Origin of the sequence: Brevundimonas alba (genome assembly GCF_011927945.1) — a bacterium.
Classification (GTDB): Bacteria; Pseudomonadota; Alphaproteobacteria; order Caulobacterales; family Caulobacteraceae; genus Brevundimonas; species Brevundimonas alba.
Map to the genome: position 1 here is coordinate 272,752 of NZ_JAATJM010000001.1, position 12,466 is coordinate 285,217.

Annotated in this window: 14 protein-coding genes; 1 reads left to right on the forward strand and 13 read right to left on the reverse strand. The window is 69.3% G+C overall.

Translation table 11 applies throughout. The features are described 5' to 3' along the window. Positions 1–13: 13 nt before the first annotated feature. The 9 genes from GGQ87_RS01230 to GGQ87_RS01270 form a co-directional block, all read right to left on the reverse strand. On the reverse strand, positions 14–2,593 hold the full coding sequence (locus tag GGQ87_RS01230) for a transcriptional regulator (protein ID WP_245161389.1): 2,580 nt from the start codon (positions 2,591–2,593) through the stop codon (positions 14–16). A 443-nt stretch (positions 2,594–3,036) separates the two neighbouring features. Next, on the reverse strand, positions 3,037–3,873 hold the full coding sequence (locus GGQ87_RS01235; RefSeq protein ID WP_168044902.1) for a flagellin: 837 nt from the start codon (positions 3,871–3,873) through the stop codon (positions 3,037–3,039). A gap of 131 nt (positions 3,874–4,004) precedes the next feature. Further along, entirely contained in the window at positions 4,005–4,292 is a 288-nt protein-coding gene (locus tag GGQ87_RS01240; RefSeq protein WP_168044903.1) for a flagellar protein FlaG, read from the reverse strand. A gap of 91 nt (positions 4,293–4,383) precedes the next feature. Beyond that, on the reverse strand, positions 4,384–5,217 hold the full coding sequence (locus tag GGQ87_RS01245) for a flagellin (protein ID WP_168044904.1): 834 nt from the start codon (positions 5,215–5,217) through the stop codon (positions 4,384–4,386). A 325-nt stretch (positions 5,218–5,542) separates the two neighbouring features. Continuing rightward, on the reverse strand, positions 5,543–5,926 hold the full coding sequence (locus GGQ87_RS01250; RefSeq protein ID WP_168044905.1) for a M15 family metallopeptidase: 384 nt from the start codon (positions 5,924–5,926) through the stop codon (positions 5,543–5,545). Continuing rightward, positions 5,926–6,198 carry a hypothetical protein gene (locus GGQ87_RS01255; RefSeq protein WP_168044906.1) on the reverse strand — a complete coding sequence of 91 codons (273 nt, stop codon included), beginning with the start codon at positions 6,196–6,198 and terminating at the stop codon, positions 5,926–5,928. Before GGQ87_RS01255 ends, GGQ87_RS01250 begins: the two co-directional genes overlap by 1 nt. Continuing rightward, entirely contained in the window at positions 6,195–6,350 is a 156-nt protein-coding gene (locus tag GGQ87_RS01260) for a hypothetical protein (RefSeq protein ID WP_168044907.1), read from the reverse strand. The genes GGQ87_RS01255 and GGQ87_RS01260 overlap by 4 nt, the downstream gene beginning before the upstream one ends. 5 nt (positions 6,351–6,355) lie before the next feature. Then, a complete protein-coding gene (locus tag GGQ87_RS15535) occupies positions 6,356–7,831 on the reverse strand; it encodes a DUF2793 domain-containing protein (RefSeq protein ID WP_168044908.1) in 1,476 nt (491 codons plus the stop codon). A 158-nt stretch (positions 7,832–7,989) separates the two neighbouring features. Continuing rightward, entirely contained in the window at positions 7,990–8,463 is a 474-nt protein-coding gene (locus GGQ87_RS01270) for a DUF4112 domain-containing protein (RefSeq protein WP_168044909.1), read from the reverse strand. A gap of 64 nt (positions 8,464–8,527) precedes the next feature. On the opposite strand from GGQ87_RS01270, the gene GGQ87_RS01275 reads away from it, so the two are divergent. Continuing rightward, positions 8,528–9,493, forward strand: a complete 966-nt coding sequence (locus GGQ87_RS01275) for an endonuclease/exonuclease/phosphatase family protein (RefSeq protein WP_245161390.1) — start codon at positions 8,528–8,530, stop codon at positions 9,491–9,493. Here GGQ87_RS01275 and GGQ87_RS01280 read toward each other — a convergent pair. The 4 genes from GGQ87_RS01280 to GGQ87_RS01295 are packed head-to-tail and all read right to left on the reverse strand — an operon-like array spanning position 9,474 to position 12,458. Further along, the gene (locus tag GGQ87_RS01280) at positions 9,474–10,694 is read right to left on the reverse strand and encodes a tRNA nucleotidyltransferase/poly(A) polymerase-related protein (protein WP_168044911.1); all 1,221 of its coding nucleotides are present in this window, start codon (positions 10,692–10,694) and stop codon (positions 9,474–9,476) included. The two genes, GGQ87_RS01275 and GGQ87_RS01280, sit on opposite strands and share 20 nt — an antisense overlap. Continuing rightward, positions 10,691–11,353: a CoA pyrophosphatase gene (locus GGQ87_RS01285; protein ID WP_168044912.1), complete on the reverse strand. Its 663-nt coding sequence runs from the start codon at positions 11,351–11,353 to the stop codon at positions 10,691–10,693. Before GGQ87_RS01285 ends, GGQ87_RS01280 begins: the two co-directional genes overlap by 4 nt. Then, positions 11,350–11,916 (reverse strand): DUF1285 domain-containing protein, encoded by a 567-nt coding sequence (locus GGQ87_RS01290; RefSeq protein ID WP_168044913.1) that lies wholly within the window; start codon positions 11,914–11,916, stop codon positions 11,350–11,352. The genes GGQ87_RS01285 and GGQ87_RS01290 overlap by 4 nt, the downstream gene beginning before the upstream one ends. Positions 11,917–11,972: 56 nt before the next feature. Further along, the gene (locus tag GGQ87_RS01295) at positions 11,973–12,458 is read right to left on the reverse strand and encodes a GNAT family N-acetyltransferase (protein ID WP_168044914.1); all 486 of its coding nucleotides are present in this window, start codon (positions 12,456–12,458) and stop codon (positions 11,973–11,975) included. Between the last annotated feature and the right edge of the window lie 8 nt (positions 12,459–12,466).

Below are 12,466 nucleotides of genomic sequence, written 5' to 3' on the forward strand. Positions count from 1 at the left end.
GGGCTGCGCGCCCTTAGCCCCCAAGCCGAGCAAGGGCCGCCTGATAGTTCGCCAGTTGATTGCTCAGATAGGCCGGCACCGGGCCGCTGGAGGCCCCCGCCGCCTTGGTGGCCGGGTCGAGGGCTCGATAAGCGTCCCGCACGGCCTTCATCGCGGCTTGGATACGTTCCCCCGCGGTCTTGGCGAGTGTCGCGTCGCCGATCCGGAGACTCGCCGGCAGGTCGAGGCCGAAGGTCCTGGTGATGTCGTCGCCGATCGTGGCGCCGATGTAGCCCGGAGACAGTCCCAGACCGGCCAGCGCATCGCGCCCGGGCTCGCCCGACGTCAGAACGGCGCCGGCGTTGCCGTCACGCGCGACGATCGACAGACGCTGGAAGCCGCCCGTCGTGGTGTTGACGCCGCCGCCGTCCTTCCCTGTCACGGTACCGCCTTCCGACGCCACGGTGACCTTCAGCTTGCCGTTCGAGGCGACCTCTATCTTGCGGGCCAGGGTGGCGAGCGTGTCCTTGGCGGCGATGGTCACCGAGACTGAGCGGCCGCCGTCGGCGGGGCTGATGTAGAACCGGTCGCCGACTCGCAGCGAGGTGGCGTCGATCAGCCGCTTGGAATCGCTCTGGTCGATTTCGCCTGCGGGCAGGCCAAGCCGGTCCAGCACGCTGGCGCCGCCCGAAGCTACAGCCAGCGTCAACGGACGGGCCTGATCGTCGTCGCCGGACCATGTCCGCTCGTATTCGACGGCGCCGCTCAGCGGGTCGAGCCTGACCAGATAGCCGCGGGTGGGATCGTCCTGGTCGGCCGCCGGGTCGCGGTCAGCGACGCCCGTGATCCAGACCTTGCCATCGTGAACCTTCACATCGGCGGCGCTGTCGTCGCCCGATCCGCCATACCAGGTCATCCGGTCGGACGGGGCAGCGGCCAGGTCGCTGGACAGGGTGGCGACGAAGACGTCCTTGCCGCCCGAGTGAGCTGTCGTCACGCCGCCTGCCGACAGGCCGCTGTCCCGGCTCGTGCCGGTAAGGATGACCTTGCCGCCGGAGACCGACAGACCGCCGATCTCGCCGCTGATGGTTCCGAGATCGCGCGTCGAGGCCAGCGTCGGCGCGCCGGCCGCGTCGAGAGTGAAATGGCGCACCACCGCATGGCCGTTCTCGACACCCGCCGTGTAGAGGTTTGACCCATCCACCGTCATGGCGTCGACGCTGTCGTCGCTGCTGGTTCCGAACTGGGTGGTGGCCGTGGCCTTCGCGACGATGCCGGCGGTGGGATAGGGCTCGCCGGCCTTGAAGGCCTGAACGTAGCCATCCCAGCCGCCAACCGCCGCCGCGCCCGTGACCGCCGACTGGGCGCGCCCGCCGATATAGACGGTCCCGTCCGCGCCGAAACTCACTGAAGTGGCCTCGTCGGCGGCGCGGGCGCCCCGGCGTTGGCTCCAGAGCTCCTGTGCATCCTTGTCGAAGACCGTGACGAAGCTGTCGGCGACCCCGGCGACATCGCCCGTCTTGCCGGCGTCGGTCGTGGAGGTGTTCAGCGCCCCCGTCACGGATCCCGCCACGGCGACGTCGCCGTTGGCGTCGACAGCTATCGCGAACCCGCTGGCGGTCGAGGCCGCGCCGAGGGTACGGGTGCTGACCAGCCGTCCGGCCGAGTCGTATTTCATCAGGGCGACGTCCTGGACACCCTTGATCGGCTGGGAATCCGGGCCGGCGGTGACATTGGCCACGACCCACAGAGAGCCGTCCGGACCGACGGCGCTGGCACGCACGTCCTTCGCGCCTCCGGGCAAGGCCTCTTGCGAGAGACGGCCGGCCACCCACTGGGTTTCGCCGATGCCGCCGCCAGTGGGCTGGGCCGCCGTGCCGACGTCACTCTGGAACTTCAGGAGCTGGGCGACGCCCGCAGCGCCCGAGGATTGAACGACATAGACGGCGTCCGACGTGTCGGGAGCGGTGAACCCGACCGTCTCGGTGGAGGTCCCGCGGATGGCGAGCGCCCATTTGTCCGGACCGGCGGGAAGGGTCACGGGCTTGCCGTTGACCTGGATCGTCTTGGCTTCGGCCTTGATCTGCTCGCGGCCGAGATGGGTCTGGAAGCCGGCCGCCTCCAGCTTGCCGTTGATGTGGGTCAGGACGTTGTCGAGTGTGCGGGGCGTCGAACCCATGTCCGCCAAGTCGATCGGTACGGCGGTGGTCTGCGAACTGGTCAGCCCGACCGGCACCTTGATTGTGATGCTGAAGCGGGTGTCGCCCTCGAAGGCAGCCACCGGGGTGTCGATGGAGCCCTCGTGGATCGGACCGGTGATCGAGCGGGCGCTGTCCCGCGGGACGGCGGCCGTTGTCTTGCTGGTCGTCTTGGAGGTGCCCTGCACCATCCGGATCGCCTCGAAATCAGACGACGACATCCAGGAGCCGATCTCTGTCAGGCCCGAACTGAACCGTTTGGAGAGCTGGGTCAGCTCCAGGCTGCTGATGCCCTTGGTCGCGGAGCGGTTGACCAGTGCGTTCAGCGTATCGAGACCCTGATAGAGGGCGAAGAGCTTGCGATAGTCCGCCGAGGCAGCCTTCATATCCAGTTGGGCGGCGTCTTCGTTGATCAACTTTCGTCCGCCAAGCGCTGCACGGACGAGTGCGTCCTGCTTGGGCGGCTGAACTGTCGTGGACCAGGGCGGAGTCGGCTGTTTGCGGGCCTGGGACAAGGTCGCAGCCGTCGTCGTGTCCAGCGCGAAGTTCGCTGTACCGCCGTAAAGTCCGAGAAGGTAGCTGTTGTTGATCACAGGGCGCTCCGGGCCGCCAGTGTGACCGGATGGGCGTAACGAGCCCTTAACGTCCGGAGGCGGAGCGACTCCGGGCGCGACTCAGGGAACAATGTGCGTTGGCGACGGTTCAGCCCTCGCCGTGGAAGCAGGAGACGTGCCGCATGTCTGCCTTCGTCGAAGCCCTGAGATCGTTGCTCGCCTTGTACGGGTTCGGCTCCCGGACCCACCGTCGGCGGCCCGCACCCGTCTACATCGGACGCTCAGGAGCCAGCCGGATCTAGGGCCTAGCCGCCCCGGAACAGCGACAGGATGATCTGCGGTGCCTGGTTGGCGATCGACAGCGATTGCGCGCCCAGCTGCTGCTGAACCTGCAGGGCCTGAAGCCGCGCGCTTTCCTTGGCGAGGTCGGCGTCGACGAGGTTGCCGATACCCGACTCCAGCGTGTCGACGAGCTTGGTGACGAAGCTGTTGTGAGCCTCGATCTGCTTGGCCTGGGCGCCGATCTCGCCGAGCGCAGCGTTCAGCTGGGTGATCGATGCGTCGAGACGGGTCAGGGCCTGGGTCGCGCCGGTGAGCGTCAGCAGGCTGTCGGAGAGCGTGACATCGACGATGCCGCCACCGAGGCTGAGGTCCTTGGCGGACAGGGTGACGAACGAGGAGGCGTCGGCGTTGGCGAGGAACTTGATCCCCGTCGTCAGCGTGCCGTTGAGAATGTTGCCGCCGTCGAAGGTGGCGTTCTCGACCTGCGAGGCGATGGCCTTCATCAGGGCCTTGAAATCGGCGTCCAGCAGCTGGCGCGACTGCGTCTTGAGCGAGGTGTCCTTCGCCGCGACGACCTTTTCCTTGAGCTGGTTGAGCAGGTCGGAGACCGATTCGCCGGCCGAGAGGGCGACGTCGGCGATGGAGGTCGCCCGGTCGAGGCTCTGCTTGACCGCGCTGAGCGCGCCGACGTCGGCGCGCTGCTGCTGGGCGATGGCCCAGATGGCGGCGTTGTCCTTGGCGCCCTGGACCTTCAGGCCCGTCGAGATGCGGCTCTGGACGTCGCCCAGGCGCTCGTTCGTGCGCGTCAGGTTCTGCAGCGCGATCGCGGCGGAAGTGTTGGTATGGACGCTGTTCGTCATCCGATTCGGCCTTTCAGGTTTGGCCAAGGCTAAGAGGCGAACCGTGCACACATGGTTAACGGCCGCTAACCACGCGTTTTAACCGCGCGGATCGCTCCTGCGCGGCGGGCCTCATCGAATACGCTGTGGCGTCAGGCCTTGGTGTCGATCACCGAGCCGGCGCTGTACTGGGCCGCCTGCATCAGGTCGACGACCTGTTCGCGGGGCAGCTGCTTGACGACTTCGCCGGTGATCCGGTCGAGCGTCTTGTAGATAAAGGACCCGGACTGCGGTCCCTCCTCGATCACCAGACGGTAGCGGGCGGCCTGCTCGGCCTCCTGCGCGAACCTGGAATCGTGGAAATCGCCGCCCGCGGAAGCCGCGGCGGCGGGCTGAACGGCGAGAGCGCCGATCGGGTCTATCTTGGCATTGCTCTGCATCTCTCCTTACTCCGACGTTCAGCCGGCGTCTCCGTGGGGCGGGCCCGGATCGGTCGGGCGGGGCGCAAGGCCCCGCCCTTCCGGTCGATCCTTAGCGGAACAGTCCGAGCAGGATGGAGGTCGAGGAGTTGGCGATCGACAGCGCTTGCACACCCAGCTGTTGCTTGGTTTGCAGAGCCTGCAGTCGGGCGCTTTCCTTGGCCAGATCGGCGTCCACCAGGTTGCCGATGCCGGCTTCGATGCTGTCTTGCAGCTTGCCGACGAAGGTCAGGTGGGTCGAGAAGGACTTGGAGCCGGTGCCCAGGCGAGCCAGGGAAGCCGAGACCTTGTCGATCGAGGCATTGACCAGACCCAGGGCCGTGGTGGCCAGGGTCGAGGTGCCGATGGTGGTCGTGGCCGCGACGGTCACGTTCGCGCCGCCCAGCGAGAGGTTTTCACCCTTCACCTGGATGGTCGAACCCGCCGTGTTGGACAGGGCCTTGAAGCCGTTCGTCAGCGTCGAGTTGTCGATGAGGTTGACGCCGTTGAACTTGGCGTTCGACACGACAGTGGCGATCTGGTCACGGATGGCCTTGAAGTCTTCGTTCAGGGCCGAACGCGCCGAGGTCGTCAGGCTCTTGTCCGTGGCGGACAGGGCCTTTTCCTTCAGCTGCGAAAGGAGGTCGGAAACCGACTCGCCGGCCGAGAGAGCCACGTCCACGGCCGATTGGCCACGGTTCAGGCTGTCCTTGACGGCGTTCAGGGCGCCCAGTTCGGCACGTTGGCCCTGGGCGATCGCGAAGATGGCGCCGTTGTCCTTGGCGGACGAGACCATCTTGCCGGTGTTGATGCGGTTTTGAACCGTACCCAGTTCACTGTTCGTGACCGAGAGGTTCTGCAGGGCGATCATTGCGCCCACGTTCGTGTTAACGCTGTTCAGCGCCATGGCACGTAGTCCTTCTTTCAAGGTGTCCGACGCCATTTTGGCTGCCGGGAGCATTTTGCTCGGAAGGCTACGCAGCAAGGACGGGACCAGTCGGCCGGGGCGCGTGCCAAGGTCACCGACGCTGTTTTTGCTGCGTTAGTTCCTGTTAAGCACGTCGCCCGCCCGGCAAGATGTGCCGGGCTCCCGGCAAGAACTGCCCAGCTACCCGGCACAAGTTGCACTCACCGACGCTTCCGGCCGCAAAAAATAGGGTCCGAAGAGTGCGAAGCGTCCGAAGAGTGCGAAGCGTCCAAAGAGTCCGAAGCGTCCGGAAAGGCGGCCGGGCTCAGGGGAAACCACTGCGGTCCAGTTCGAAATGCGGTCCGTCACGCAGGCTCACCCAGTCTCCCCCCCAGACGATGGCCGTGCCCTGCCGCGCCGCCGCGGCCTTGAAGGCGGCTGCGATGCGAGGATAGAGCGGCCAGTCCCAGCGGACCTGCCCGTCGACCATGGCGGCGACGTCAATGGCGTGGCCGGTCAGGTGACGGGATTGTTTCGTGCGGCTGGCCCCGGCGCGAACCAGAGCAGCCTGTCGCTCCTTCGTGCGCAGGCCTTCGGTGACCATGAAGTCGACGGGGCTGAGAGCGATGGCCTCGCGAGCCAGGGCGACCAGACGGGGGTGAACGCCTTCCAGCCGCCTCAGCGACCGGGCGGAGAGGTGGAAGCCCATCAGCGTCCCTCCCCGCCCGGCCGGAGCGTGCGCAGGCTGGCGATCAGCTGCTGGGCCGTCGGCGCGACCAGATACAGGATCATCGTCAGGGCCATCAGGCCCATCAGACCCTTGGCCAGCGGCAGCGTCGCGTCCGGCGGCGTCAGGACGATGAGCCGGTCCAGCAGCAGCCAGGCTGCGCCGGTGCTGGCGAATACATAGAGGCGGCGCCAGAGCCAGCGCCCCTCGGCCAACGGCGGAACGCCGACGGGACGGTCAACGGGATCGGTCATCGTTCATCCTCCGGATCATCGACCGGATGGGCGCCGTCACGGCGGTCGGCGCCGGCGTGGGCGTAGAGATCTTCAGCGGACAGCCGGAGCGGAGCCTCCCAGGCGTCGAGGTCCAGCAGCAGGTCTTCGGGGTTAGTGCGCGATCGGGACATGGCGGTCATCCCTGCGCGATCAGCCAGACGAGCCCGGCCGCGCCGGATCCGCCAACGCCGCCGGCCGATATGCCGGCGCCGCCGCCTCCTCCTCCGCCACCGGCCGCACCGCCCGCACCGCCATCGCGGCCCGAGCCCGACGTGACCGCGCCGCCGCCCCCGCCGCCCGATCCCGCCCAATAGAGCGTCGGCTGGGGAGAGGCAGCGCCGGCTCCGCCCACGCCGGAGCCTCCCGAGCCCCCGATCGCCTTGACCGCCAAGGCCCCGCCGTCGCCTCCCGCGCCGCCTGAACGGGAGACGCCGGCCGCGTAGAGACCGCCCCCGGCTCCGCCTCCGCCCGGCGCGTCCGGGCGATCGAAGCTCTTGCCGGTCGCGCCCGTGGCCGTGACGCTGGAGGCTCCGCCGCCATTTGAGTTCGGCGCGCCGGCTCCGCCTGCGCCTGCGGCCCCGCTCGCAGCGCCGCCCAGACCTCCGCCGCCGCCACCGGCCGCGATCAGAAGAGCGGTGGAGCCGAGGTAGACCGCAGAGCCGCTGCCGGCGGATCCCGCCGAGGCTACGCCTCCGGCTCCACCGGCTCCGACCACGACAGCCAGGGTCGAGGGCAACTGGTCGGCCGGCCAGACGGCGCGGCTGACGCCGCCGGCTCCCCCGCCGCCGCCCCCGAATCGGGACGCGGAGGCGCCGAAGGCCCCCGCGCCGCCGCCGGCCCCGCCGCCGACCGCCACCGCCTCTATGGACCGCGCCCAAGCCGGAACGGCGTAGACACCGGCGGCCGACATCACCGTCACGGTCCTGCGGACGGCGCCGAGTTCGAATGCGACCCGTCCCGAGGTCCGGTCGACCGCCCAGACGTCGCGCCAGACCGACCCGTCGGGGCTGACCTTCAGCTTCAGATCGTCGTCGCCGATCAGGCCCAGTTCGGCGCGGCCGCCGTATCCGCTCTGAAACAGCAGCGACAGGACGTCGGCCGGGCCTTCCTTGTTGAAGGTCAGGCGCAGATCGCCGTCGCCACCGCCCGAGGTCTCAAGCGCGGTCCACAGAGCCTTGTTCAGCTTCGCAGCGAACGGGTTCGTAGCGTCGGCGGCGGTCCCCAGCCCGAAGCGGGCCAACCCTTCGATCGTATCGAGACAGGCGCCGAGCGGAACCCAGTCGCCCTCCTGTCGGACCAGCAGTTCGCCGGCGTCGGCGACCAGAACGACCATGCCGTCCGGCGCGTCGATGACTGTCCAGCCCCCGGTTTCCGCCCGCATCAGGGTTCCCTCGGCGCGCCCGGACCAAGCCGCCCCGGCTGCATCCGCCGGCAGGATATAGAGGGCGCCGTCCGGCGGTTCGGCGGGCTGGATCGGCTCCGTGCGGCTGACCACGGCGCTCTGGACCAGGGCGTCGAGCCGGGTCAGGGCCTCGTTCAGCGTCACATGCTTCTGCATCTGGCCCGCCGCCAGATAGGGAAGGCCGAGGCGGGCGGTGGTGTCGTCGCTCATCAGAAAGTCTCCGAAAATCTGTCGGAGAACAGTCTGTGGCCGATCGCTCCTGCGGCGCGTTCAGGACGCTGGCAAAGGAGTCAAGCCGAGCCAGAACAATGACATGGCTCGAAAAAGTATGGAGACAGAGGCCGAATAGTCAGCAATCTGTAACAGTGTCAGTCGTGGAGGTAGACGATCCGGCGCAGTCCCGGCTTGCTGCGCATCTCGGCCAGATGGCGGTCGTGGGCGCCGGATGCGCGGGCCTCGCGCTCGCTGGCCTCGACCCAATGGGTGGTCTCGATGTCCTTCTGCAGCGCCTTGGCCGCCATCAGGTGGCCGGGGAAGAAGAAGTCGACGACATCGGGGGCGAATGGGACGACTTCACCGACTGCGGTGGTCGCGCTGTCCAGGCCGAGATATCCAACCATCCGCGCGACCGTCGCGGGAGAGGCCTTCACCCGGGCGGCCTGGATCAGCAACCAGCCCGCCGCGCCAACGCTGTACACAGTGCCCACAACCGGCACCCAGGTCAGCAAGCCGTCGAGGCCGATGCCGAAAGGGCCGATTCCCACAGCACGGTCGGAGAGCTTCTTCACGCCCTCGACATTGGTCCAGATTTTCTCGATATCGCCGATGGTCCGTCTGGCCATGCCATCCTCCGAAGCGAGACCGTAACGCGCCATGACGACCCCCGTTCAACCGGAAAGGCAAGGCTTGGCCCGCGCGGTTCGCGTCTGGAGGCCGGCCGGCGTGCTGGACTGGCTGGCGCGGCTGATCCTCGTGGTTCCGTTGGGACTGGCCTTGGTCGCGCTCAGCGGGATCGGTCACCGGTGGTTCGACATCCTGGCGCAGTTCACCGCGCCGGCGCTGATCGCGACCGCCGTGCTGACACTGTTGCTGGCGGTGACACGGCTGACGGGGGCGGCGACGCACGGCGCCGTGGCCTGTCTGGCCCTGCTTCTCGCGGTGAGCCCGCAGTGGTTTCCCGGAGGGCCGAAGCCCACGACGGATACGCCGATCGTGCGGCTGTATTCCGCCAATCTGTATTACCTGAACGGAGACGTGGCCTCGATTAGACGATCCATCGTCGAAGCCGACGCCGACGTGGTGGTGCTGATCGAACTGGGGCGGGATGCGGCGGGCCGGATCGACGAGGTGCTGGAAGGCTATCCCTACCGGGCGGCGTCGATGCGGATGGACCAGACGCGCGGGCCCTCGCGGTCGGTGATCGGGTCGCGCTATCCGCTGACCGTGCTGGACGATCCACCGGACGGGTTGCACGCGGTGGCGGCGGTGGCGACGACGCCGCTGGGCCGGCTGAATGTCGTCGGGGTGCATCTGACGCGGCCGTGGCCATTCCAGGAGCAGTGGGGCCAGATCAGTCAGACCATGGCCCTGCAGGAGGTGGTCGAGGGCATGACCGGGCCGGTGGTCGTCGCGGGCGACTTCAACAGCGTGTCGAGCGCGCGGATCGGCAAACAGATGCGGCGCGATCTTGGCCTGTATCCGGCGCCGGGGTTCCCGGGAACCTGGCCCTCGAACCTGCCGGCGGCGCTGGGGATGACCATCGATCAGGTCTATGCCTCACCGGAGCTTGGCTTTGTCGCGCGCCGGCTGGCCCGCCCCACCGGTTCGGATCACCGGCCGGTGGTGACGGAGTTCACCCGCGCGGCGAACTGATCAGGGTCCGAAGCCGTCCGGCATGGCCGTCGGAGGGGAAGTCGTCGGCGACCCAGCCCTCCTCGAAGGCTTTCAGAATCCGCCCTGTTTCGGGGCCGGGCTCGATCCCCAGTTTCGCCAGATCACGGCCGCCGACGGGCAGCGGCGGGCGTATCCATGCCTCGGCGAGTGCGAGCAGCCGCCGGGCGCCGGTTTCCTGATCCGGGGCTTCCGCCCAGCGGCGGCGGACGGCGTCGGCGAAGGCGCGGGCTCCATGGCGGTAGAGCACCGCCCGGGCCGCACGGTCCGTCATGGACAGGGCGACAGCAGGGAGCGCCACAGCCGCGAAGGCGAGGCGGTCACGGGTGGCGTTGGGGAAGCGCAGGCGGGCGGCGGCCTCGCGGACAACGCCCTCGTCGGGGGGAAGCAGGGTCATCAACCGGACGACGGGGTCGGCGCCCTGCTCCACCGCGGTATCGAACAGGGGCGACAGCCGCGCCTCCGGCAGGATCTGGCCCAGGACGCCGGCCTCGGCCATGGCCTTCACAGCCGCTCGCGGGTCCGGCGCGGACAAGAGTTTCATCAGCTCGCTGGAGACCCGCTCGGCGGACAGGCGGACCATGCCGGGAGCGAGGTTCCGGCAGGCGGCGAGGGCGGCGGCGTCAGGCTCGCCGCGTCCGTACCATGCGTGGAAGCGGAAGAAGCGCAGGATGCGCAGATAGTCCTCGCGGACGCGGGTTTCCGGATCGCCGACGAAGATGATCCGGCCCGCCAGGGCATCGGCCACGCCCTCGCCGGTGGGGTCGAACACCTGTCCGTCGGCGTCGGCATAGAGGGCGTTGAGGCGGAAGTCGCGACGGGCAGCGTCCTCGGCCCAGTCGTCGGTGAAGGCCACGGTGGCGTTGCGGCCGTCGGTCGAGACGTCGCGGCGCAGGGTCGTGATCTCGAACGGCCTGCGCTCGGAGACGGCTGTGACCGTACCGTGGGCGATGCCGGTGGGCACGGCTTTGAGGCCGGCGGCGCGGATGGCGCGGTCCGTCTCTTCGGGCTTGAGCGTGGTGGCGATGTCGACGTCCGCCACCGGCTCGCCGATCAGGGCGTTGCGCACGCAACCGCCTACGAAACGGGCGCAGCCGGATCCACCCGCCGCCTCGAGTGCGGCGATGACAGCGCGGGTAGCCGGGGCGGTCAGCCAGGGCTGGTCGGAGATGCGGACTGTCACGCGGCGTCCTCCCCGACGGCGGCGCCGGGCCGCGCCTCGTCGCCGTAGAGACGGGCGTGCAGGGCTCGCAGGATGGAGGCGGTGGCGCCCCAGATGTACCGTTCCCGCCAGGGCATGGCCCAGAACCAGCGACGCGGGCCGCTCTCCGGTTCGAGGAAGTCGCGGCGGTGGTTGGCCGGGTCCATCAGGAAGTCCCACGGGGCCTCGAACACCTCGGCGACCTCGTCGGGCGACGGCGAGACGACCGGTGGTTCGGCCAGCCATCCGATCACGGGCGTGACGAGGAAGCCGGTCACCGTCTCGTAGCCGTCGCCGACGCCCAGCACCTCGACGGAGGCGGGATCGAGGGCGACTTCCTCCCGGGCTTCGCGCAGGGCGGCCTGGACAGCGGTCTCACCGGGATCGAGGCGGCCGCCGGGAAAGGCGATCTGACCGGTGTGGCTGGCGAGGGTGTCGGAGCGGCGGGTCAGCAGGACGCTCGCGCCTTCCGGCCTGGCGATGACGGGCACCAGCACGGCGGCCGGCCGCAAGGTGCGGGGCGAGCGAGGCGCGTCTGGGTTGAGATCGTAGTCGGAACGATCGGGCAGGCCGTCCGGGGTCCAGGCGCCGGCCGGGGTCAGGCGCTCGATCAGCCGCTCGCGCAGGGAGTTCAGACTCATGCGACGCCGGCTCCGGCGGGGCCGAGAGCGAAGGTCGCGCCGGCGGAGCGGACGACGAGGCGGTCGTCCTCAACCCCGGCCATCTCGACCAGTTCATAGAAGACCGGACGGGCGATGCGGGCCCACAGGTCGGCGCGGACGTGCAGGGCGGGCGAGGGTTCGCCGGTGACGGGGTCGGTATGGACGCGGATGGGGTGGTCCGGACCAGCCTCGACCTCGTCGCCGACGTCGGTGACGAAGCGGAGCGCGCCCTGCTCCGCCGTCACGGCGACGGCGCGGAACGGCAGGTCCTCGACGCGGATCGACAGCTTCTCGACCGGCGTGACCAAGCAATAGCCGTCGGGGTCCTTGCGCAGGACGGTGGAGAACAGGCGCACCAGTTCGGGGCGCCCGATGGGGGAGTTCTCGTGCAGCCAGACCCCGTCGCGGCGGATGCAGATGTCGATGTCGCCGCAGTGGGGCGGATTCCACAGGTGGACGGGCGGCAGGCCGCGGCCCGGCGCCTGCGTCGCCGCCTCCGCGACGGCGGCCAGTCCGGTCTTGCTGTCGGCGGGGACGGACATGGGTGCAGACTTAAGGGTCCGGCGCGCGGTGGCAATCCTGAAAGAGGCGCGAAGGTTCAGGCGGCGGGCAGGACGGCACCGGAGGACTGATCCGGACCACGCCACAGCACCCGGCGCTGATCGACGGGGCCGGGCAGGCGCGTGTCGGGGGCGGGAGCGAAGCCGAAGCGGCCGAAATACGGAGCGTCGCCGACCAGCAGCACGCCCATCTTCGCTTGGGCGGCCCAGCTCAGGCAGGCCTCGACCAGTTCCGCGCCGAGCCCGGCCTTGCGGTTCTCCGCCGCCACGGCGATCGGGCCGAGAAACAGGGCCGGAATGCCGCCGACGGTGATCGACCACAGCCGGACGGAGCCCAGCAGCCGGTCACCCTCTCTGGCGACAAATCCGACGGCGACCGGAGCCCGCTCGCGCAGCCGCTCGGCGGTCTTGGCGAAGCGGCCCGGACCGAAGGCGGCCAGCACCAGCGCCTCAACGGCCGTGGCGTCGGCGGGACTCTCCACATCGATGTGTGGCGAAGGGAAAAGGGCGGACGTGATGGACATGGGCGCGC